Raw genomic sequence first — 22,090 nt, 5'->3', positions numbered from 1 at the left:
GGCCCGTACGGCGCACCGCCCAGCTACCCGGCAACACCCCCACAGGGAAACCCGGGCAGCCCGGGCCCGTACGGCCCGTACGGCTCGGCAGACCAGTACGGCCACTACGGCCCAGGCGGTCCGCCCGGCCCAGGCGGTCCGCCCGGCCCAGGCGGTCCGCCCGGCCCAGGCGGTCCGCCCGGCCCAGGCGGTCCGCCCGGCGGGGGCGGCCAGTACGGCCCCAACGGCCCCAACGGCCCCAACGGCCGGAAGCTCACCCCGAAGGCGCTCGGGATCGTAGCGGCGGTGGTCGCCGTCCTCCTGATAGCCGGCGGCATCTTCCTCTTCACCGGCGACGACGGAGGCGGCGGAGCCGGCGAGGACGAGGCCGGCGGAGGCTCCGGCGGCAGGGCCGCCGAACAGCTCTTCACGATCAAGAAGACCGACGCTCCGGCCAAGGACGTCCAGGGCGCAGACGGCAGCTGGTTCACGGAGAAGATCTACGCGAAGTCCACGATCAACGCGATCGAGGGCCACCGCGTCAACGGCGGCGAGCGCGCCTGGCGCATCCCGCTCGACGGCCCCGTGTGCGCCGCCTCGCCGCACATGACCGACGACAACCGCACAGCTGTCGCCTTCGAGAAGGGCAGCGACGGCTGCAACACCGTCGCCGTCTTCAACGTCGAGACCGGCAAGAAGCTGTGGCAGAAGCCCATCCCGAAGGGCGAGCAGATCTTCGGCGGCGGGATGACGAACCTGACCGTCGCCGAGAACACCGTGGCCATCTCGTGGAACGGCGGCTTCGTCGCGTACGGCATCGACGGCGGACCGCCGGTGTGGAAGAGCAAGGCGTCGGGGGAGACCTGCGAGCACTCGCGCTACGGGGGCGGCGCCAAGCTGCTCGTCGTCCTGGAGTGCGGCAACGAGTCGCTGACGCTCAACAGGCTCGACCCGAAGACCGGTCACAACACCTGGGACGTACGCCTCCCCGCCGGTCTGGACAGCGGCCACTCGGTCCGCGTCATCGACACCGACCCCGTCGTGCTCGTGCTGGGCACGGGCGACGAGTCGGCCTCGGAGATCATGACGATCGACGACAGCGGCAAGATCGAGACCACCATCGGCCTCGGCAAGAGGTACGAACCCGGCTGCGGCATCGGCAACGTGGGCAGCGAGGCATGCTTCAACGTCGTCGCCACCGACGACAACGTCTTCGTCTCCACGAAGGAGCACGGCAGCGCCCTGGAGGAGACCAACGAGGTCATGGCCTTCGACTTCCACACGGGCAAGCCACGGTGGAAGTCGGACGCCGGAGCGAAGCGCACCCTCTTCCCCATCACCACGGTCGGCAAGGACGCCATCGCCTACAGCCCGCCGTCCCTCGACAAGGGCGGCGAGGTCTCCCGGATCGAGCCGACCCGGGGCAAGCGGACCACCGTGATGCGGCTCCCCGACAAGAGCCGGGACCAGCAGAGCAAGTTCCTCGTACCAGGCATGGGATCAACGGCGCCGGCCACCTACAACAACGGCCGCCTGTTCCTCCAGACCGGCCTGGTCTCCGGCGAGGACTCAGCAGACACCCTGCTGGCCATGGGCTTCGCGGCTCCCTGAGCACGGGGGCGGCCTGGAGACGGCTCGGCACTGCGGCCGTCACGGCGGGGTCCCGGCTTGGCGGCCGTCGGGAACCAGACATGTGATGGCTTGTGTCCGATGGTAGAAAGAACTTCCGCTCAGTTGTCTGCCATCGGCGGGCCATACGTCCGATTCGCTCGGCCCTACGGGGGTTTGGGGGTGCCGGGCCTCGGTCTGCCCGTAACGAGGGATAGTTCATGTCGCAGCCGCCTCCGCCGCCCGGTCACCCGCCTCCCGGAGGCTTCGGCGCCCCACAGGAACCGCCGCGGGGTGAGCCGTCCTACGGCTATCCCCAGCAGCCGGGCGGGCCTCCCCCACAGCCGCCGCAGGCCCCCAGCTCCCCGCCGAACACCCCTCCGCCGCCCGGCGGTTACGGTTACCCGCCCCAGCAGCCGCCCGGTGGTTACGGCTACCCCCAGCAGCCTCCGCCTCCGGGCGGATACGGGTACCCGCAGCAGCAGCCGGGCCCGCCCGGCGCGCAGCCCGGTGGGTTCGGGGCTCCGACGCCGCCGCCGCAAGGTCCGTACGGTCAGCAGCAGATGCCCGGCGGATACGGAACGCCACCGCCGGGACCCGGCGGCCCCGGCGGCCCCGGCGGTCCCGGCGGCACAGGGGGGAAGAACAGCAAGGTCGTCATCATCGTCGCGGCCGTCGTCGCCGTGCTGCTCCTCGCGGGCGGCGGCGTCTTCTTCCTCACCAAGGACGACGGGAAGAGCGACGAGTCCAAGGGCGGCGACAAGAAGACGGGTCAGAGCGGGGACGGTCCGGAGACCAAGCCCAAGAGCACCAAGGGCGCGGAGCTGTTCAGCATCGACGCGCCGACGGTGAAGGACTACACCAAGGTCCCGGGCGCCTGGGCGACCGGCAGCGTCTTCGCCAAGACGGCCGTCGAGAAGCTTCTGGTCACGGACCTCAAGACCAACAAGCAGAAGGCTCCCGTTCCGCTCAAGGGCGAGGTCTGCTCGGCCTCGAACGGCATGACCAAGGGCCATGAAGTGGCCATGGTGGTCCGCGAGACGGTCTCCAGCGAGGCCGACTGCACCCGCATGGTCGTGGTGGACCTGGACGACTCCAAGATCGTCATGGACAAGACGATGCCGAACAGCAGGGGCGAGACCCTCAACGAGAACGTGGTCATCAGCGGCACCACCGCGGCCTCGACGTGGACGCACGGTTCCGCCGCCTACGACATCAGGACCGGCAAGAAGCTGTGGTCGGCCAAGCCGAGCACCTGCCGCGACATGGGCTACGCGGGCGGCAAGAACCTCTACGCGGTGGTCGAGTGCGGCGACTACGACGCTCCCCAGATCACCGTCCAGCGCCTCGACCCGGCCCAGAAGGGCAAGGCGGTCTGGAAGTTCGAGGTGCCCAAGGGCGCGAAGGACGTACGCGTGGCCTCCACCGATCCCCTGGTGCTGGTCTCCGGCGCCGGCGACGAACTGACCAGCGATGTCATGACGGTGGGCGAGGACAAGAAGCTCAAGGCCAAGATCACCCTGGGCGACAGGTACGAGCGGCCGTGCGACACGGAGGTCGACTCGTGCTTCAACATCGCCGCGAGCAAGGACTCCGTCTTCCTCACCACCAAGGAGCACCAGGGCACGTCGGAAGAGGCCGGGCGTACGAACGAGATCATGGCGCTCGACTTCGCCACGGGTAGCCCCAAGTGGAAGTCGGACGCGGGCGACGACCACTCCATCATGCCGATCCGGATGGACGGCGCGAACCTCCTCGCCTACAAGCTGCCGACGTACGAGGGCCATGGCGAGGTCGTCAGCATCGAACCCGCCAAGGGCAAGCAGACGCGCTTCCTCAGGCTCCCGGCCTCGGAACAGGGCCAGGGCGAGCAGGCGTTCAACATCAGCTCCTCCGACACGGAGGCCCCGCTGCTCTTCGAGAGCGGCAGGCTCTTTCTGCACACGGTGAGCCTCTCGGAGTCGGATTCCGACTACGACGACCCCTTCGACCAGTTGGCAGCCGCCTTCGGCCCGAAGTAACAGCTTGTCCCGGTTGGCCCGGCCCGGCACTGCCCCGGCCGGGCCAACTGCCGTGTGGTGACGTTGTGTTCAGGCCCTCTCGTGGGGATTTCGCCTCGTAAGGGGCGCGGAACCGCGAGTGAACGTGTAGCTTCCGACAGCAGGAGAAGGGCTGCGCCTGGGGGGTGCCGGCCCTTCGGGAGTGCGTGTGGGGGGAGCTCTATGAGCGTGCGGCTCATGGTGGTCGACGACCATCGTCTGCTCGCCGAGGCTTTGGCCTCGGCGCTGAAGTTACGCGGCCACCGCGTCCTCGCCGCAGCGGCGCCCAGCGGAGGCGCGGCCGAGCTGGTGATCAGCCGCGCACCCGAGGTGTGCCTGATGGGGACGGCAACACCGGCGGAACCAGGCGTTTTCGATCCCGTCGTGCGCATAAAGCGGGAGAAACCACAGATCGCCGTGGTCGTGCTCGGGCCCGTGCCCAGCCCGCGTGGAATCGCCTCCGCCTTTGCCGCGGGGGCGTCCGGCTATGTACGGCACGACGAGCGGATCGAGGGCGTCGAGCGCGCGATGGTGAAGGCACGCGCCGGTGAGGCCGCCGTCGCACCGCAGCTGCTCCAGCAGTCCTTCGCCGAACTGCTGAACCCGGCGGCCGAGCCGGACGACGAGGGCGCGCGGCTGTTGCAGATGCTGACACCGCGCGAGGTCGAGGTGCTCGTACGGGTCGCCGAGGGCGAGGACACCCGGCTGATCGCCGCGGGCATGGGCATCGCGCCGAGCACGGCCCGTACCCATGTGCAGCGCGTCCTCATGAAACTGGGCGTCGGCTCCCGCCTGGAGGCCGCCGCACTCGCGGCCCGCACAGGGCTGTTGGACCGGGCAGCGGGACCGGTGACCCGCGAGTGACCCCCGGGGCCCGGCGCGGCCCCCGTACGCACGAGGGCCGGACCCGACCCACGTACGAACGGGAGCCGGAGACGGGGCCCGCGTACGAACGGGCCGGCGACCGGGCGCCGGGCGGGGTCAGTCCGACTCCCGCTGTTCTCCGGAGGCTTCCGCCTCCTCCAGTGGCGGGGGCGGGATCGTCGGGCTCAGCCGGAGCCAGAGGAGGAAGGCCAGGCCCAGGATGAGCATGGCGATGCCCGTCCACAGGTTGATGTTGATGTCCTGGGCCTTCTTGAGGTCGGCGTCCGAGGTGAACAACCCCGCGATGGTGACGATCACGCCGTAGAGCACGAACAGGCCGCCGATGATCCGGCGTACGTCGAAGAGGCGGGCCGCGGTCTGCGACCGCTTCTCCAGTGTGTCGACGTGCTGTGCGGTCTCGCCGAGCGTGCTGTCGGCGCCGTCGGCGCCCTGCGGTGCGTTGCTGTTGTCGGTCATTGCGCTTCAGCTTCCTTCGCTGTTCAGAAGGAGAAGGGGACGTAGCAGACGGCGGCGAGGATGATCGCGCCCCAGCCCAGCACAGCGGGCTTGCGGTACCACGCGTCGTCACCCTTCGCGGGCGGCTCCTCCACTCCGGGCGAGGTCGTTCCGTAGACGAGACCGGCGAGTTGCTCGACCGGCTTCGGCTTGGTGAAGACCGTCACCACCACCATGACGACCGAGCCCACGACGAACGCCACGATCGAGGAGACGAAGTTGGCGCCCTGGTCGCTGGGGATCTCGACGATGCCCTGCTGGTAGAACCAGAAGTAGTTGATCATCGCGGCCACCGTGCCGGACAGCAGCCCCCAGAAACCGGCCGCCGGGGTGGTCCGCTTCCAGAACATGCCGATGATGAAGACCACGAAGAGCGGCACGTTGAAGAAGGAGAACAGCGTCTGGAGGTAGTTCATGATGTTGCTGAACGACGAGGCGATGAACGCGGTACCCATGCCGATCAGCACGCCGATCACGGTGACCCAGCGGGCCGTCTTCACGTAGTAGGCGTCGGGCATGTTCTTCTTCAGGTACGGCGCCCAGATGTCGTTGGTGAACACGGTGTTGAACGACGAGATGTTCGCCGCCATGCCCGCCATGAAGGCGGCCAGCAGGCCGGTGACCGCGATGCCCAGCACGCCGTTCGGCAGCAGGTCACGCATGAGGACGGGGATCGCGTGGTTGTAGTCGAGCCCGCTGCCCGGCTTGCCGATGGTCGGCTCCATGATCAGCGCGATCAGCCCCGGAACGACCACGACGGCGGGGATGAGGATCTTGGGGAACGCCGCGATGAGCGGGGTGCGCTGGGCCGCCGAGAGGTTCTTGGCCGACAGTGCGCGCTGCACCTCGGCGAAGTTGGTGGTCCAGTAGCCGAAGCCCATGACGAAGCCCAGACCGAGAACGATGGTCAGCCAGTTGGCGCCCAGGGGGTTGCCCGTACCGATGCCGGTACCGTCCCAGGCGGTCATGAACGCCTCGCCCTTCTTGCCCGACAGGGTGTCACTGACACCGCTCCAGCCGCCGACCCGCTTGAGGCCGAGGATGGTGAGCGGGATCAGCGCGGCGAGGATGACGAAGAACTGGAGCACCTCGGTGTAGATGGCCGAGGACAGCCCGCCCAGCGTGATGTACGCGAGGACGAAGAATCCCGCGACCACGATCGAGACCCACAGCTGCCAGCCGAGCAGCGCTTCGAGCACGATCGCCAGCGCGTAGAGGTTCACACCGGCGATGAGCACGGCGGAGACCGCGAAGATGACCGAGCTGAGCAGGTGCGAGGAGGGCCCGAACCTGTGGAGCAGGAACTCCGGTACGGAGCGGACCTTCGAGCGGTAGTAGAACGGCATCATCACCAGGCCGAGGAAGACCATGGCGGGCACGGCGCCGACCCAGTACCAGTGCACCGTGTAGACCCCGTACTGGGCGCCGTTGGCGGCCATGCCCAGGATCTCGGTGGCGCCGAGGTTGGCGGCCACGAAGGCCAGACCGGTGATCCACGCGGGGAGGGACCGGCCGGAGAGGAAGAAGTCGAGACTGGTCTTCACGCTTCGCTTGGCGGCGAAGCCGATGCCGAGCACGACGGCGAAGTAGATGCCGAGAAGTGTGTAATCGAGTCCGTTGGTGGGGAGTCGTAGCCCTTCGGCCAGGTGCAACATGGGGTTACTCGCTTCATTGCGCGAACGGAACGGTCGAGAACGTACCCGCAACAGTTCACATTCTGAAAGGACATGTTGCTGGAGTTTGTTTGATTGTGATGATTACGGCCGGGCGTGGTGGACGATCCATCCAAGATGTCCGTTTTGTAGCTTGGGGTCCACGGACCACGCTGCGCCAGCTGATCTGTTGGCTCATGGTTCCTTGTGTGTGATTATGTTGAGGTCCAGGAACGAGGAGCCCGCCAGGTGAAGAAGACGTCGAACCGCCTTGCCGACGGCCGCGAGATCATCTATTACGACCTGCGTGACGACGCCCTCCGTACGGCCACCGACCAGCGGCCGTTGCCGCCGATCGAGGCCCACTCGGAGATCCGTTACGACCCCCTGCTCGCCGAGTGGGTCGGCATCACGGCGCACCGCAACGCCCGCACCTACCACCCCCCGGCCGACGAATGCCCCCTGTGCCCCTCCAGGGAGGGGCGCATGAGCGAGATCCCGGAACCCGACTACGACGTCGCGGTCTTCGAGAACCGCTTCCCCTCCTTCCGGGGCGGCCCCGACAAGGCGACCTCCGAGACCGCCGTGAACGCGAACGAACTCTTCACCCACCGGCACGGCGCCGGGCGTTGCGAGGTCGTCAGCTTCACCTCCGACCACAACGCCTCCTTCGCCGACCTCAGTGAGGAACAGGCCCGCCTCGTCCTCGACGTGTGGACCGACCGCACGTCCGAGCTGTCCCAGGCACCCGGCGTCGAACAGGTCTACTGCTTCGAGAACAGGGGCGAGGAGATCGGCGTGACCCTCTCCCACCCCCACGGGCAGATCTACGCCTATCCCTTCACCACGCCCCGCACCGCGCGCATGCTGCGTTCCGTCGCCGCGTACGGCGAAGGGCCCGGCGGCGACAACCTCTTCGACGACCTCGTCGCGGCCGAAATCGCCGACGGCGAGCGGATCGTGCTCGACGGCGAGCACTGGACGGCCTTCGTCCCCTACGCCGCGCACTGGCCGTACGAGGTGCACCTGTACCCCAAGCCCCGTGTCCCCGACCTGCTCGCGCTCGACGAGCCGGCACGCGCCGAGTTCCCCGCGATCTACCTGGAGCTGCTGCGGCGCTTCGATCGCGTCTTCGGCGAGGGCGAGCCCCGCACCCCGTACATCGCCGCCTGGCACCAGGCGCCGTTCGTCCGCGGCCGGGGTCACGACTTCGCCGTCCGCGAGGAGTTCGCCCTCCACCTGGAGCTCTTCACCATCCGCCGGGCTCCCGGCAAGCTGAAGTTCCTCGCGGGTTCGGAGTCGGGCATGAACGTGTTCATCAACGACGTGCCGCCCGAGGTTGCGGCGCAGCGACTGCGAGAGGTGGCGTCCCCTTGAGTAAGTATCTGGTGACCGGTGGTGCGGGGTACGTCGGGAGCGTGGTCGCCGCACATCTGCTGGAGGCGGGGCACGCGGTGACCGTGCTCGACGATCTCGACACCGGGTTCGACGCCGGCGTACCCGGGGGAGCCGAGTTCGTGCGCGGCCGTATCCAGGACGCGGGGCGCGTGCTCGACCCCTCGTACGACGGTGTGCTGCACTTCGCGGCGCACTCGAAGGTGGGGGAGTCCGTCGAGAACCCCGAGAAGTACTGGCGCAACAACGTCGGGGGCACCACCGAACTGCTCGCCGCCATGCGGGAGTCGGGCGTGCGCAAGCTCGTCTTCTCCTCCACGGCCGCCGTCTACGGCGAGCCCGGGCGCAGCCCCATCGTGGAGAGCGACCCCACGGCGCCCACCAGCCCCTACGGCGCGTCCAAGCTGGCCGTCGACCACATGATCGGCGGCGAGTGCGTGGCGCACGGCCTCGCGGCGGCCTCCCTGCGCTACTTCAACGTCGCCGGGGCCTACGCGGCGGCCGACGGCGTCACCTACGGCGAGCGGCACGACCCCGAGTCCCATCTGATCCCGCTCGTCCTCCAGGTCGCACAGGGCAGGCGCGAGGCCATCTCCGTCTACGGCGACGACTACCCCACCCCCGACGGCACCTGCGTACGCGACTACATCCATGTCGCCGACCTCGCCCGCGCCCACCTGCTCGCACTGGACGCCGTCACCCCCGGCGAGCACCTGGTGTGCAACCTCGGCAACGGCAACGGCTTTTCCGTACGCGAGGTCATCGAGACCGTCCGCAAGGTCACAGGACACCCGATCCCCGAGACCGTCGCACCCCGCAGAGGCGGCGACCCCGCCGTGCTCGTCGCCTCGGCCGAACGCGCCCGCACCGCACTCGGCTGGAGCCCCGAACGCGCGGCGCTCCCCGGCATCGTCGAGGACGCCTGGCGCTTCGCACAGGAGACGGCGGGCGGACGATGAACTTCGAGGAGATCTACGACGCCACACCCGACGGCACCTGGGAGGCACCCGGACGCGTCAACCTCATCGGGGAACACACGGACTACAACGAGGGGTTCGTGATGCCCCTCGCCCTCCCGCACACCTGCCGCGTCGAGGCGGCACGCCGCGAGGACGGCGTACTGCGGCTGCACTCGGCCGACATCGGCAAGGGCGTCGTCCAGCTCCGCCTCGACGCGCTCGCGCCCGGCAGCCCCGAGGCCGGCAACTGGGCGGCCTACCCCGCCGGAGTCGCCTGGGCCCTGCGCGAGGCGGGACTCGGTGTCGGCGGCGCCGACCTGCACTTCACCTCCACGGTGCCCGTCGGCGCCGGCCTCTCCTCCTCCGCCGCGCTGGAGGTCTCCACGGCCCTCGCCCTCAACGACCTCTACGGGCTCGCGCTCAGGCCCGAGCAGCTCGCGCGCATCTCCCAGCGTGCCGAGAACGCCTTCGTCGGTGTACCCAGCGGGATCATGGACCAGATGGCCTCGGCGTGCTGCACCGCAGGTCACGCACTGCACCTGGACACCCGCGACCTCACCCAGCGCCAAGTGCCCTTCGACCTCGCGGCGCAAGGGCTGCGCCTCCTCGTCGTCGACACCCGCGTCAGCCACGCGCTCGGTGACGGCGAGTACGCCGCACGCCGCGCCGGCTGCGAGGAGGGGGCACGCGCGCTGGGCGTACAGGCGCTCCGTGACGTTTCCTTCGAAGGGCTGGACGCCGCGCTGGAACGCCTCGACGACCCCGTGGTACGCGGCTACGTACGGCACGTGGTGACCGAGGACCGCCGTGTCGAACGGGCCATCGGGCTCCTGGACGCGGGCGAGACGCGCGCCGTCGGGCCCGTCCTCACCGAGGGCCATGTCTCGCTGCGCGACGACTTCCAGGTCTCCAGCCCCGAACTCGACCTCGCCGTCGACACCGCCAACGGCGCGGGTGCCCTGGGGGCCAGGATGACGGGCGGCGGCTTCGGCGGCTCGGCCATCGTGCTGCTGGAGGAGTCGGAGACGGACAAGATCGGTGAGGCGGTCAACTCGGCCTTCGCCGCCGCCGGTTACCTCGCCCCGCACCTCTTCGAGGCCGTACCGAGCGCCGGCGCGCGACCGCTCTGAGCACGGCCAGGAGGCGGGCGCCGGGCGCCCGCAGGGCGGATCGGGTGCCGCCCGCGCGACAGCGCGAGCGGCGCCACAGGACAGGGCGAGCGCCGTCGTGAGGCGGCTTTGAGGCGGGAAGCGGCGGTTTGTGCCGTGGCGGGAAAACAGTTTCGTCATTTGTCTTCCGTTGACACACCCCAGCCGTACTCTGAACCTGATGCACAGCACCGGTGGGGGCCGGTGCTGATCAGGGGGCGAGACAGCCGGGTACGACGCCAGGGGCGGGGCAAGCAGCAACACGGCGGCGGTCGTGCGGCTGTGCGACCCCCGTGCCGGGCGCCGTGCTCGCACTGCCAGGGGGTGCCATGCAACGTATTCGTGTGCTGGTGGTCGACGACCACCGCATTTTCGCCGAGTCCTTGGCCGCCGCGCTCGCGGCGGAGCAGGACGTGGAGGTCGCCGCGGCAGGCAGCGGCGCTGCCGCACTGCGGCACCTGGAACGCGCCGCCGCCGAGGGGCGGCGCTTCGACGTACTCCTTGTCGACGCCGACCTCGGTGCGCCCCTGCACATGGGCACGGCGCCCGTGGGCTCCGTCGCGCCCTTCGGCGCCGGCGCGACCAACGGCGAGACACCCGCCAAGGCGACCGGAGCACACGACGACAACGGCTCCGGCGCCGCTGACCCCACGGGCGGACTGCCACTGGTGGCACGTGTGCGCTCGGACTACGCCCAGGTGCGCACCGTCGTCCTCGCCGAGCGCGACGACCCCCGGCACGCCGCAGCCGCGCTCCAGGCGGGCGCGGGCGGCTGGGTCGCCAAGGACTGCTCGCTCTCGCGGCTGCTCCAGGTCATCCGGGGCGTGCTCAAGGACGAGACGCACCTGCCGCCCGCACTGCTGACCGGCGTACTCAAGGAACTCACCGCCACGCGCAAGCACCGCACCGAGAGCGAGCGGCTGGTGGAGTCGCTGACCCCGCGCGAGCGCGAGGTCCTGCGCTGCATGGTGGCGGGCCTCGGCCGCAAGGCCGTGGCCGAACGCCTGTATCTCTCCCCGCACACCGTGCGGACCCATATGCAGAACGTTCTCGGCAAGCTCGGCGTCCACTCCACCCTCGCGGCCGTCGCCCTGGCCCGCCGCGCGGGCGTGGGCCCCGCCGAGCTGGAACCCGTCGGCGCGCGGTGAAGCACCGGAGGAGACCGGAGGAAGAGGCCCGGACCACAGCGCCGGGGCACGGGCGGAAGCGCACGCGGCGATGCGCCACGGGCCAGGCCGACGGGTAAGGCCACGACGGCCGTCACAGCCGGGACGGCCGGCCCGGCCAGGACGACCGGGCCGGCTAGGACGACTGCTTGTAGACGCTCCAGCCGCCGTCCACGACCAGGTTGGAGCCGGTCACGTACGAGGCGTCGTCGGAGAGCAGGAACGCGACCGAGGCGGCGACCTCTTCCGGGGTGCCGTGCCGCCGCGCGACGGTCTGTTCGGCGCTCCGCCTCACGTCGTCCTCCGCGATGCCCTCCCAGGCGCGCGTCATGATCGGCCCCGGCAGTACACAGTTGACGCGCACCTCCGGCCCGTAGTCGACGGCCAGTTGGCGCCCCAGGCCCGTGAGCCCGGCCTTGCTCGCCGCGTAGGCGGGGCGCCCCGGCAGGCCGACGAGCGCGTGCACGGACGAGGTCAGCACGATGGAGCCGCCCTGTTCGCGCAGGTCGTCGACGCAGGCGCGGACGCCGAGGAACGTACCGGTGAGGTTGACGGCGAGCTGCGACTCCCAGTCGCTGAGCGAAATCGCGTCGGCGGGGCCGCACTTGACGAGCGCCGCGTTGCTGACCAGCCCGTCGACGGGCCCGAATCCGGAACGCGCGGTCGCCACCGCTCTCGCCCACGCCGGTTCGTCGGTCACGTCCCCCAGAACGAAGGCGGCCCTGCCCCCTGAAGCGGTGATCTCGCGGGCCGTACGGTGCGCCCCGGCCTCCTCGTTGTCGAGGATCACCACCGCCGCGCCCTCGTCGGCCAGGCGGTGCGCTGTGGCGGCGCCGATGCCCGTCCCGCCACCGGTGACGATGACGGTACGTCCTACGAAGCGTGCACCCATGGCCATGCGCGTGATGGTACGGGCAGCGCGACACCACCTGCCAGGTCACCCACGGAGGGCGCCCCGGAGTGCCATGGGGTGCCATGCGGTGCCTTGCCATGCCACGGGGAGGGCGGGCATCACAAGAGGGCTGCCGTCAGGGGATGTTGTCGAACGGTGCGGTCAACTGCCGCAGCAGCGAGGCCAGTTCACCCCGTTGCAGAGGGGACAGCTCAACGAGGATCGCGCGTTCCTGGTCCAGGAGCCCGGCGAGCGCGCTGTCGCCCCTGTCACGCCCCTCCTCGGTCAGCCGTACGAGGACACCCCGCCGGTCACTGGGGTCGGGGAGGCGCTCGACGAGGCCCTTCTTGGCGAGCCTGTCGATGCGGTTGGTCATCGTGCCCGAGGTGACCAGCGTCTGCGTGAGAAGCTGGCCCGGCGAGAGCTGGTACGGCGTCCCCGCGCGCCGTAGCGCGGTCAGTACGTCGAACTCCCACGGTTCGAGACCGTGCTCGGTGAACGCGATGCGCCGCGCGCGGTCCAGGTGCCTGGCCAGTCTGCTGACCCGGCTGAGTACCTCCAAGGGCTCCACGTCGAGGTCAGGGCGCTCGCGGCGCCATGCTGTCACCAAACGGTCGACCTCGTCCTCCATGGGGTCAGTGTAGAGGTTGTGTCGACGTGAAGTCTCTTGACGTCAAGAGACTATGCGGGCAGGCTGCCTCCATGTGGAACCCGCAGCAGTATCTCCGTCACGCGGGGCACCGCCTCCGCCCCCTCCATGACCTCCTCGCCCATGTGCCGGCCGACCTCCCCGGTCAGCCGGGGCGGCCCCGCATCGCGGACCTCGGCTGCGGCCCCGGCGGGCCCAGTACCGTGCTCGCCGAGCGCTGGCCCGGTGCGCACATCACCGGTTACGACAACTCGGCCGCGATGCTCAAGGAGGCCGGCGCCCTGGCCCGCGAAGGGCTCGACTTCGCCCACGCCGACCTCGCCACCTGGCGCCCCGACCCCGCCGAAGAGTTCGGCCTCCTCTTCTCCAACGCGGCCCTCCACTGGGTGCCGGGGCACGCCGGGGCGTTCCCCGCCTGGATCGACGCGCTCCCCCCGGGCGGTGTCCTCGCCTTCCAGGTGCCCGGCAACTTCGGGGCGCCCAGCCACACACTCCTCGCCGAACTGCGCAACTCCCCGCGCTGGCGCGCCCGCCTGGGCACCGAGCCCCGCCCCGAACCGGTCCTCGACCCGGCCGGATACGCCGCCGTCCTGCGCCCCCTCGGCTGCGAGACCGACACCTGGGAGACCACCTACCTCCACCTCCTCACCGGCCCCGACCCCGTCCTCGACTGGGTCAAGGGCACGACCCTCCGCCCCGTCCTCACCCTCCTCAACGGCGACCCCGAGGCCCGCGACGCCTTCCTCGCCGACTACGCGGCGACCCTCCGCGCGGCCTACCCACCCGGCGACGACGGGGTGACGGCCTTCCCCTTCCGCCGCGTCTTCGCCGTGGCGACCAAGCGCTGAGTGGGCCGTCGGCAACACCCAACTCCGCTGCCCCCAGGGGGCGTTGGCGCGCGCATCGTAGTGCCACCCCCTGACAAGGTGCCGGTCACTCCGCCCCGTTCACACGTGTGGGTGTACGAGTGATGTGCGTCACGCTGCCCCTCCGTGATCCGTGTGAGCAGGCAGGATTCCCTCTGATTCCGTGTGGTGACGGTGACGAACCGGCATCTGGGCCCTCGCCAGAACCCCGGGGAGCAGGCAAAATGGAGCCGCTGTCGGCACGGTGGGGACCGTAAGCTGCGTCTTGGGTCACTCTGAGTGCCATGTGCACGGCACAACGTGCACAGCAGCGTGCGACAGCAGAGAGAGCCCCACCCTCGCCGTCTGGTGGACTTGAAGGTGAGGCTCCCGTGCCGCATCACAGGGTCTCGGCCGTTCCAGCGGCCGGGACTTCCTGTTTACAGGGGCGAGAACACCTCGCACACGATCTTGTAGATCGCGTAAAGCAGACTGAGGTGACCCAGCAGGTCCTCGATCCGCTTTCGCCTGTTGCGGCCTCCCTCGGGGTCGAGGTCGGCCGTCATGTCGCACCTTCTTTCCCGGGGTGCCTTACGTGGCTCCTGAACCCCGCGCGGAGGTCCCGAACCGCGGGCGGTGGGGAAGGACGTGCGACAGGCGAGCAGATTACAGGTACTTGTGTCCGACTCGGTGTCCGAACTGACCTATTGCGTCCGGGCGTTATGGCACTGCGTGCAGCGGCCTTTCTGATCGTTCCGCGAGCGCGCGTACGCACAGGCTGGTGACCAGCGGCCTTGTAAACGAAGGCCGTTGCATGGAGTGCCCGCACCTTTGTGTTCGCGTGCCGCAACTCACATGAAGAGATATGCCAACTCGGCGTCGTACGCAGGAAGTTTTCCGCTGTCGGAACTTCCATTCAAGATCCTTCGTTGCCCCGCATTCGAAGGCGGGCCACGCAACCGGCGGCCCTCGGAGCCCCGAAAATTACTTTCCGGTATCCGCGTCCCCGCCTTGAGCCTTGGAAACGAAGGGCCGGGTGCCGGGTCCGGGTCGTCGCCGGCCGCCCGGAGCCTATGCGGGTCGGGGGTGCCAACGGGCGAAGCCCGCCTCGGTGTTGAGGACCTGCCCGGTGATCCACCGAGCCTCGTCGGTGACCAGCCAGCCGATCAGGCGGGCGGGGTCGTCGGGCTCACCGTAGCGCCCAGCGGGGAACAGGGGGGCGACGGTCTCCCACATGCCCTCGGTGAGGTAACCGGTGTTCACCGGGCCCGGGTTGACGGCGTTGAGCCGGATCGCCTGATCGGCGAGCTGGTCGGCCAGTGTCGTCGTGATACCGGCCAGTGCGGCCTTGGCGGCGGCATAGGCCACCTCTCCCGGCAGCGGGCCGAGATGCTGGCCCGACGTCATGAAGATCACCGCACCGCCGGGGCGCCCGTCGTGCTGGTTGGCGAACGCCTGGGTGAGCAGGATGCAGGAGCGCGCGTCGACGGCCCAGTGACGGTCGAGTTCGGCCACGGTCAGTTCCCCCAGCGGGCCATCCTGTCCGCTCACCGCGTGGTTGCAGACCAGGATGTCGACGTGCCCGAACTCCGCGACGGCGGCGTCGAGTACACGCCGTGGGGCGTCCGGCTCGGCGAGGTCGGCATGGGCATCGGCGACTCTCGCCCCCGGGACGGCTCACCCCGGTGACGAGCGCGACCCGGCCACGCAGCGGATACGGGTCCCGCGCCAGGTGATCACCGGTTTCCTCGCCCATCCAGCGTGACATGCCCGCCGGCGGCCCCGGCACCCGGATTAGGGTGGGTGGGCGGGCGACCCGGTGTCGGGGGAGCCCCGTGGCACATATCCGACCGGGAAGGAATCCCGATGAGCACGCCGCCCCCGGCCTCCCCGTACGGGCCGTACAACCCGGATCCGAACACGCCCTACGGGCAGCAGCTCGCGCGGCGCAGGCGGCAGGGGGCCGGTGGGGTCGAGGGTGAGGCGGAGGCCGTCGCGGAGGCGGCGATGGGCCGGCCCGTGCCGCCGGGGAGCAGCCATCTCGTGGACGCGGGGCAGGACTTCTTCGGGAAGCTGGAGCGGGGCGTACGCGAGATCGTCGACGAGACGGAACGGTCGACCCGGGGATTCGGGCGCCGTAAGCGGGACGCGCGGAAGCTGCGGAAGAAGGGGCAGCAGTGAGGGCACGGCGGCTGGTCCGCGCCGTCAGGCGGGCCGCAGCTCACCTTCCAGCAGGCCCATCGTGAACATGTCGTACCACTGGCCATCCCGGCGGAAGACCTGGCGCAGGCGGCCCTCTTCCACGAAGCCGGCCTTCTGGTAGAGGTGGTGCGCGGCGTGGTTCTCCGTGACGACCGTCAGGGAGATCTTGTGCAGGCGCAGGGTGTCGAAGCCGTAGCGGCACATCGTGCGCAGCGCGTCGGTGGCGTAGCAGTGGTCCTTCTCGCCGATATAGAGGTCCAACTCCGCGCATCCGGTCTCGGGTTCGGCGTCACGCAGGCGTACGAGGCCGATGAGCGCGCCGCCCTCCCGGGTCTCGATGCCGTACAGCGTGTCCCCGTAGGTGTTGCGCGCCCGCTCCTCCAGGCGCCGGCGCACTCCGGCGAGGCTCTGGACGTAGTAGGTGTCCATCCAGCGCATGACGTCCGGGTCGTTGTTCCACCGCCACAGCGACTCCGCGTCGCACGGCTCCAACGCCCGCAGTTGCACCAGCTCTCCGAGGACCGTGCGGGCAGTCCTAGCACGCGAAGCGCCGGCCGCTCCACCGGAATTCGGGGGAGCGGCCGGCGTCGGGCGAGCTCTGTACGGGGCCCGTTCAGAGGGCGCGCAGGGCGTCCAGGGTGATGTCGATGCCCAGGTCGAACGGGACGGGGACCTTGAGCTGGTCGTGGTGGATGCCCGTGAGCGCGTACACGTGATTCACGGGGTCCAGCTCGTAGACACGGACCATGGGGTGCGCGTCGCCGTCGCCCATCTCCACGAGCCAGAAGTGAGGGATGCCGGCGGCGGCGTACTTGCGGGGCTTGGCATCACGGTCGCGAGCCTCGGAGTCCGGCGAGATGACCTCGACGACCAGCACAACGTCCTCGGCGGCGTACCGGGTCTGGTCGAGCCCACCGACGGCGTCGGCGCGGACGACACAGATGTCCGGTTCCGGAGCGTTACGCCGGTCGAGGACCACCGTCATCTCGCGGCGGACCTTCATCGACGTGGGCGCCGCACCGCGGAGTCCCGTTGCCAGAAGGTCAATCATTGTGCTGTGGAAATCCCGTTGCGGACTCACGAAGACCAAGCTCCCGTCGAGCAGTTCAGTGTGCGGCGGGAGGTCGGGCAGCGTGTACAGGTCGTCCACGGTGAACCCTTCCCGGGGCGGCACCGGCCAGCGGAAACCGGGCTGGGGCGCAGGCTTGGGCTCCGGGTCCGGCTCGTGCGCTGAGAGCGGCTCGGCGGTCATAGTTCCTCCCATGGGCGGGATTCTCGTCCTGCGCTTCCACGGTAGCCGCCGGATTCGGCGACGGTCATCACATCGGGTGACCGGCGGGGTGAGGGCTCAGCTGCGGCGGTGTCCTATGAGGCGGGGCTTCTGCTCCAGGCCGTCCAGGCCGTGCCAGGCGAGGTTGACGAGATGCGCGGCGACCTCGGCCTTCTTCGGCTTGCGGACGTTGAGCCACCACTGGCCGGTGAGGGCGACCATGCCGACCAGGGCCTGCGCGTAGAGCGGGGAGAGCTTGGGGTCGAAGCCGCGGGACTTGAACTCGCGGCCGAGGATGTCCTCGACCTGGGTGGCGATGTCGGAGATCAGCGAGGCGAACGTGCCCGTCGACTGGGCGACGGGCGAGTCACGGACGAGGATGCGGAAGCCGTCCGTGTACTGCTCGATGTAGTCGAGCAGGGCGAACGCGGCCTGTTCGAGCAGCTCACGCGGGTGGCCGCCGGTGAGCGCGCCGGTGACCATGTCGAGGAGACGGCGCATCTCCCGGTCGACCACCACGGCGTAGAGACCTTCCTTGCCGCCGAAGTGCTCGTAGACCACGGGCTTGGAGACCCCTGCCTTGTGCGCGATCTCCTCCACCGAGGTGCCCTCGAAGCCGCGTTCGGCGAAGAGGGTGCGGCCGATGTCCAGCAGTTGCTCGCGGCGTTCCTTGCCGGTCATCCGGCGGCGTGTGCGCTTCTTGGTGCTGCTGGCGGGGGGCGGCTCCGCACTGAATGCGGAGGCGCTCTCGTCGGTCGGCACGGGGTCCGGGGCCCTTCCCTCTTGTCTCACTGGCAGAACAGCATCATGCCGCCTGCGCCGGCTCCTTCTCGCGGCGGGATTCCTTCTGTCCCTTGGCGTCGGGGCGGCGCGGGGTGTCGCCGTCGGAACGGCGCGAGTCCAGCCGGTCCTGCTTGGGCCAGCGCACGTCGTACGCCCAGCCGGCCTTCTCGAACCAGCGGATGATGCGCGCGCTGGAGTCGATCTGCCAGCGCTCGACGCCGTGCCGGGCACAGGTCGGGTCCGCGTGGTGCAGGTTGTGCCACGACTCGCCGCAGGACAGGACCGCGAGCCACCACACGTTCCCGGACTTGTCACGGGACTTGAAGGGGCGCTTGCCGACGGCGTGACAGATCGAGTTGATCGACCACGTCACATGGTGCAGCAGGGCGACCCGCACCAGCGAGCCCCAGAAGAACGCGGTCGCCGCACCCTGCCACGACCAGGTCGCCAGGCCGCCGACCAGCGGCGGGATCAACAGCGAGATGACCGTCCACAGCACGAACTGCCGCGAGACGGCACGCAGCGCCGAGTCCTTGATCAGGTCGGGTGCGTACTTGTGCTGCGGCGTCTGCTCCTCGTCGAACATCCACGCCATGTGCGCCCACCACAGGCCCTTCATCAGGGCCGGGACCGTCTCCCCGTACTTCCACGGCGAGTGCGGGTCGCCGTCGGCGTCGGAGTACTTGTGGTGCTTGCGGTGGTCGGCGACCCAGCGCACCAGGGGTCCTTCGACCGCCATGGAACCCATGATCGCCAAAGCGATGCGCAACGGCCGCTTCGCCTTGAAGGCGCCGTGCGTGAAGTAACGGTGGAACCCGATGGTGATGCCGTGGCAGCCGATGTAATACATCGCGACCAGCAGACCCAGATCCAGCCAGCTCACACCCCAGCCCCACGCCAGCGGCACCGCGGCGACCAGCGCGATGAACGGGACGGCGATGAACGCGAGCAGCGCGATCTGCTCAACCGACCGCCGCTGCTCACCGCCCAGCGTGGCGGACGGGAGAGGGTTTCCGGATGTGTCTGCGCCTGCGGCCGAGCCGTCGGTGGTGGCAGCCTTCGGCGAACTGTCGAGCACGTCGGGGCTTGTCGTCATAGATGTCCCTCATTGGAACGATGGTTGGCTACGGTTCCGTAACCTACGGCGTCGTAAGTATGGCAGCCGTCCCGTACGGAACAAGAGGGGTACGGACCGCTCAGGGGTCAGCGCCCACCCTTCGGACTGAGTGCTGTACCACGCACAGCCCGACCTATCCTTGAAAGGTCGGACAGCGCGGTCCGCCACCTGCCCAGAAGCAAAGCCGCAAGGGAGCCGCACCTGTGAGCAGTGCCGACAGCAACCAGCATCAGACCGAGATCGCCACGGAAGAGGCCAGTACCGCCCTCCGCGCCGACATCCGACGCCTCGGCGACCTCCTCGGCGAGGCGCTGGTACGCCAGGAAGGTGCCGAGCTCCTCGACCTCGTGGAACGCGTACGCGCCCTGACCCGCAGCGACGGCGAAGCAGCGGCAGCCCTGCTCGGCAGGACCGACCTGGTCACCGCCACCAAGCTCGTACGCGCCTTCTCCACCTACTTCCACCTGGCCAACGTCACCGAGCAGGTCCACAGGGGCCGCGAGCTGCGGGCACGCCGCGCCACCGACGGCGGCATCCTGGCCCGCACTGCCGACATGCTCAAGGACGCCGACCCCACGCACCTCGCCGAGACCACCCGCAACCTGTCCGTGCGCCCCGTCTTCACCGCGCACCCCACCGAGGCGGCCCGCCGCTCGGTCCTCACCAAGCTCCGCCGGATCGCCGAGCTGCTGGAGGACACCGACCCGAGCGAGCGCCGCCGCACCGACCTGCGCCTCGCCGAGAACGTCGACCTCATCTGGCAGACCGACGAGCTGCGCGTCGCCCGCCCCGAGCCCGCCGACGAGGCGCGCAACGCCATCTACTACCTCGACGAGCTGCACCGCGGCGCCGTGGGCGACGTCCTCGAAGACCTCGCGGCCGAACTCGAACGCGCCGGAGCCCCGCTCCCCGCAGGCACCCGCCCCCTCACCTTCGGCACCTGGATCGGCGGCGACCGCGACGGCAACCCCAACGTCACCCCCGAGGTGACCTGGGACGTGCTGATCCTCCAGCACGAGCACGGCATCACCGACGCGCTCGCGCACATTGACGAGCTGCGCGGAGCCCTCTCCAACTCGATCCGCAACTGCGGCGCCACGCAGGAACTGCTGGACTCACTCGAAAGAGATCTGGCCCGCCTCCCCGACATCAGCCCCCGCTACAAGCGCCTCAACGCGGAAGAGCCCTACCGGCTCAAGGCCACATGTATCCGCCAGAAGCTGCTCAACACCCGCGCCCGGCTGGCCGACGGGCTTCCCCACGCCGAGGGCTGGGACTACCTCGGCACCGGCGAACTCCTCGACGACCTCGCCCTCATCCAGGAGTCGCTCCGCGAACACCGGGGCAGCCTCGTCGCCGACGGCCGCGTCGAGCGCGCTGTGCGTACGACGGCCGCCTTCGGCCTCCAGCTCGCGACCATGGACGTACGCGAACACGCCGAGGCGCACCACCACGCGCTCGGACAGCTCTTCGACCGGCTCGGCGAGGAGTCCTGGCGCTACGCCGACATGCCGCGCGAGTACCGCCAGCGCCTCCTCACCAAGGAACTGCGCTCCCGCCGGCCCCTCTCACCCAGCCCCGCGCCCCTGGACGCGGCGGGCGCCAAGACGCTCGGCGTCTTCGGCACCGTACGCAAGGCCCTGGAGACCTTCGGGCCGGAGGTCGTCGAGTCCTACATCATCTCCATGTGCCAGGGCGCCGACGACGTCTTCGCCGCCGCCGTCCTCGCCCGCGAGGCCGGGCTCATCGACCTGCACGCCGGCTGGGCCAAGATCGGCATCGTTCCGCTGCTGGAGACCACCGACGAGCTGCGCATCGCCGACAAGCTCCTCGACGCGATGCTCTCCGACCCCTCCTACCGCAAGCTCGTCGCACTGCGCGGCGACCTCCAGGAGGTCATGCTCGGCTACTCCGACTCCTCCAAGTTCGGCGGCATCACCACCAGCCAGTGGGAGATCCACCGCGCCCAGCGCCGCCTGCGCGACGTCGCACACCGCCACGGCGTACGGCTGCGGCTCTTCCACGGCAGGGGCGGCACCGTCGGCCGCGGCGGCGGCCCCACGCACGACGCGATCCTCGCCCAGCCCTGGGGCACCCTGGAGGGCGAGATCAAGGTGACCGAACAGGGCGAGGTCATCTCCGACAAGTACCTGGTCCCGTCGCTGGCGCGCGAGAACCTCGAACTCACCGTCTCCGCCACCCTCCAGGCATCGGCGCTGCACACCTCGCCCCGCCAGTCCGACGAGGCGCTCGCGCGCTGGGACGCGGCCATGGACACCGTCTCCGACGCGGCACACGGCGCCTACCGGCAGCTCGTCGAAGACCCCGACCTGCCCGCCTACTTCTTCGCCTCCACACCCGTCGACCAGCTCGCCGAACTCCACCTCGGCTCGCGGCCTTCCCGCCGCCCCGACACCGGCGCGGGACTCGACGGACTGCGCGCCATCCCCTGGGTGTTCGGCTGGACCCAGTCCCGCCAGATCGTCCCCGGCTGGTACGGCGTCGGAACCGGCCTGAAGGCCGCACGCGAGGCAGGGCTCGACGGCGTACTGGAAGAGGCACACGCGCACTGGCACTTCTTCCGCAACTTCCTCTCCAACGTGGAGATGACCCTCGCCAAGACGGACCTGCGGATCGCCAGGCACTACGTCGACACCCTCGTGCCCGAGAACCTCAAGCACGTCTTCTCCACCATCGAGGCCGAACACGCCCTCACCGTGGCGGAGATCCTGCGTATAACGGGAGAGGAGGAGCTGCTGGAGGCCGACCCCGTCCTCAAGCAGACCCTCAAGATCCGCGACGCCTACCTCGACCCGATCTCCTACCTCCAGGTCTCCCTTCTGCACCGCCAGCGGCAGGCGGCCGAAGCGGGCGAGGAGCCCGACGAGAACCTCGGCCGCGCCCTCCTGCTCACCGTCAACGGAGTGGCAGCAGGGCTGCGCAACACCGGCTGAGCAGGGCGCAGACCCGCAGGGCCCGGGAGGCCGCGGGGCCCGGGAGGCCGCA

Annotated in this window: 20 protein-coding genes and 1 pseudogene; 11 read left to right on the top strand and 10 right to left on the bottom strand. The window is 69.9% G+C overall.

All coding sequences use genetic code 11. The features are described from left to right. From NMN56_RS32490 to NMN56_RS32480, 3 genes are all read left to right on the top strand, one after another. On the top strand, positions 1 to 1,590 hold a 1,590-nt coding region (locus NMN56_RS32490), incomplete at its 5' end, for an outer membrane protein assembly factor BamB family protein (protein WP_283742530.1). Positions 1,591 to 1,808: 218 nt separating this feature from the next. Next, positions 1,809 to 3,608 (top strand): outer membrane protein assembly factor BamB family protein, encoded by a 1,800-nt coding sequence (locus NMN56_RS32485; protein ID WP_274046846.1) that lies wholly within the window; start codon positions 1,809 to 1,811, stop codon positions 3,606 to 3,608. 201 nt (positions 3,609 to 3,809) lie between these two features. Continuing rightward, a complete protein-coding gene (locus tag NMN56_RS32480; RefSeq protein ID WP_274046844.1) occupies positions 3,810 to 4,490 on the top strand; it encodes a helix-turn-helix transcriptional regulator in 681 nt (226 codons plus the stop codon). Positions 4,491 to 4,607: 117 nt separating this feature from the next. On the opposite strand, the gene NMN56_RS32475 is transcribed toward NMN56_RS32480, so the two are convergent. Together NMN56_RS32475 and NMN56_RS32470 are read right to left on the bottom strand one after the other, a co-directional pair. Further along, complete coding sequence (locus tag NMN56_RS32475; RefSeq protein WP_274046843.1) at positions 4,608 to 4,967, bottom strand: hypothetical protein; 360 nt, start codon at positions 4,965 to 4,967, stop codon at positions 4,608 to 4,610. Positions 4,968 to 4,990: 23 nt separating this feature from the next. After that, complete coding sequence (locus NMN56_RS32470; protein ID WP_274046842.1) at positions 4,991 to 6,661, bottom strand: sodium:solute symporter family protein; 1,671 nt, start codon at positions 6,659 to 6,661, stop codon at positions 4,991 to 4,993. Between the two features lie 246 nt (positions 6,662 to 6,907). On the opposite strand from NMN56_RS32470, the gene galT reads away from it, so the two are divergent. From galT to NMN56_RS32450, 4 genes are all read left to right on the top strand, one after another. Then, positions 6,908 to 8,035 carry a galactose-1-phosphate uridylyltransferase gene (gene galT, locus NMN56_RS32465; protein WP_274046840.1) on the top strand — a complete coding sequence of 376 codons (1,128 nt, stop codon included), beginning with the start codon at positions 6,908 to 6,910 and terminating at the stop codon, positions 8,033 to 8,035. Continuing rightward, the gene (galE, locus tag NMN56_RS32460) at positions 8,032 to 9,012 is read left to right on the top strand and encodes a UDP-glucose 4-epimerase GalE (protein ID WP_274046839.1); all 981 of its coding nucleotides are present in this window, start codon (positions 8,032 to 8,034) and stop codon (positions 9,010 to 9,012) included. The genes galT and galE overlap by 4 nt, the downstream gene beginning before the upstream one ends. Continuing rightward, positions 9,009 to 10,142, top strand: coding sequence for a galactokinase (galK, locus tag NMN56_RS32455; protein ID WP_274046837.1), 1,134 nt, complete (start codon positions 9,009 to 9,011; stop codon positions 10,140 to 10,142). Before galE ends, galK begins: the two co-directional genes overlap by 4 nt. Positions 10,143 to 10,489: 347 nt before the next feature. Then, a complete protein-coding gene (locus tag NMN56_RS32450; protein ID WP_274046835.1) occupies positions 10,490 to 11,308 on the top strand; it encodes a helix-turn-helix transcriptional regulator in 819 nt (272 codons plus the stop codon). Positions 11,309 to 11,462: 154 nt separating this feature from the next. On the opposite strand, the gene NMN56_RS32445 is transcribed toward NMN56_RS32450, so the two are convergent. Both NMN56_RS32445 and NMN56_RS32440 read right to left on the bottom strand, forming a co-directional pair. Continuing rightward, complete coding sequence (locus tag NMN56_RS32445; protein WP_274046858.1) at positions 11,463 to 12,218, bottom strand: SDR family NAD(P)-dependent oxidoreductase; 756 nt, start codon at positions 12,216 to 12,218, stop codon at positions 11,463 to 11,465. Positions 12,219 to 12,354: 136 nt separating this feature from the next. Then, on the bottom strand, positions 12,355 to 12,849 hold the full coding sequence (locus NMN56_RS32440; RefSeq protein WP_274046834.1) for a MarR family winged helix-turn-helix transcriptional regulator: 495 nt from the start codon (positions 12,847 to 12,849) through the stop codon (positions 12,355 to 12,357). 71 nt (positions 12,850 to 12,920) lie between these two features. Between NMN56_RS32440 and NMN56_RS32435 the strand changes: the two genes are divergently transcribed. Next, positions 12,921 to 13,715, top strand: coding sequence for a trans-aconitate 2-methyltransferase (locus NMN56_RS32435; RefSeq protein WP_274046832.1), 795 nt, complete (start codon positions 12,921 to 12,923; stop codon positions 13,713 to 13,715). A 437-nt stretch (positions 13,716 to 14,152) separates the two neighbouring features. Here the strand turns inward: NMN56_RS32435 and NMN56_RS32430 are convergent, their stop codons facing one another. Both NMN56_RS32430 and NMN56_RS32425 read right to left on the bottom strand, forming a co-directional pair. After that, positions 14,153 to 14,278 (bottom strand): hypothetical protein, encoded by a 126-nt coding sequence (locus tag NMN56_RS32430; RefSeq protein WP_274046830.1) that lies wholly within the window; start codon positions 14,276 to 14,278, stop codon positions 14,153 to 14,155. A gap of 505 nt (positions 14,279 to 14,783) precedes the next feature. After that, positions 14,784 to 15,320, bottom strand: a pseudogene (locus NMN56_RS32425) (SDR family oxidoreductase); the annotation flags it as partial. On the opposite strand from NMN56_RS32425, the gene NMN56_RS43125 reads away from it, so the two are divergent. Together NMN56_RS43125 and NMN56_RS32420 are read left to right on the top strand one after the other, a co-directional pair. Continuing rightward, the gene (locus NMN56_RS43125; RefSeq protein WP_347178689.1) at positions 15,267 to 15,401 is read left to right on the top strand and encodes a hypothetical protein; all 135 of its coding nucleotides are present in this window, start codon (positions 15,267 to 15,269) and stop codon (positions 15,399 to 15,401) included. The pseudogene NMN56_RS32425 and the gene NMN56_RS43125 sit on opposite strands and share 54 nt — an antisense overlap. Before the next feature lie 177 nt (positions 15,402 to 15,578). Further along, positions 15,579 to 15,893: a hypothetical protein gene (locus tag NMN56_RS32420; RefSeq protein WP_274046828.1), complete on the top strand. Its 315-nt coding sequence runs from the start codon at positions 15,579 to 15,581 to the stop codon at positions 15,891 to 15,893. 24 nt (positions 15,894 to 15,917) lie between these two features. On the opposite strand, the gene NMN56_RS32415 is transcribed toward NMN56_RS32420, so the two are convergent. From NMN56_RS32415 to NMN56_RS32400, 4 genes are all read right to left on the bottom strand, one after another. Continuing rightward, a complete protein-coding gene (locus NMN56_RS32415) occupies positions 15,918 to 16,421 on the bottom strand; it encodes a GNAT family N-acetyltransferase (RefSeq protein ID WP_274046827.1) in 504 nt (167 codons plus the stop codon). 106 nt (positions 16,422 to 16,527) lie between these two features. Then, entirely contained in the window at positions 16,528 to 17,166 is a 639-nt protein-coding gene (locus NMN56_RS32410; RefSeq protein WP_430542768.1) for a Uma2 family endonuclease, read from the bottom strand. A gap of 96 nt (positions 17,167 to 17,262) precedes the next feature. Further along, positions 17,263 to 17,946, bottom strand: coding sequence for a TetR family transcriptional regulator (locus NMN56_RS32405; protein WP_274046824.1), 684 nt, complete (start codon positions 17,944 to 17,946; stop codon positions 17,263 to 17,265). 43 nt (positions 17,947 to 17,989) lie between these two features. Continuing rightward, positions 17,990 to 19,063 carry an acyl-CoA desaturase gene (locus tag NMN56_RS32400; RefSeq protein WP_274046823.1) on the bottom strand — a complete coding sequence of 358 codons (1,074 nt, stop codon included), beginning with the start codon at positions 19,061 to 19,063 and terminating at the stop codon, positions 17,990 to 17,992. A gap of 224 nt (positions 19,064 to 19,287) precedes the next feature. Here NMN56_RS32400 and ppc point away from each other — a divergent pair, with 224 nt between their 5' ends. Beyond that, positions 19,288 to 22,038 carry a phosphoenolpyruvate carboxylase gene (gene ppc / locus NMN56_RS32395; RefSeq protein ID WP_274046822.1) on the top strand — a complete coding sequence of 917 codons (2,751 nt, stop codon included), beginning with the start codon at positions 19,288 to 19,290 and terminating at the stop codon, positions 22,036 to 22,038. Positions 22,039 to 22,090 lie beyond the last annotated feature (52 nt).

Source organism: Streptomyces iconiensis (assembly GCF_028657195.3).
GTDB classification, from domain to species: domain Bacteria; phylum Actinomycetota; class Actinomycetes; order Streptomycetales; family Streptomycetaceae; genus Streptomyces; species Streptomyces iconiensis.
Note: the sequence above shows the minus strand (reverse complement) of the source record. Positions and strands in the feature narration are given on the sequence as shown.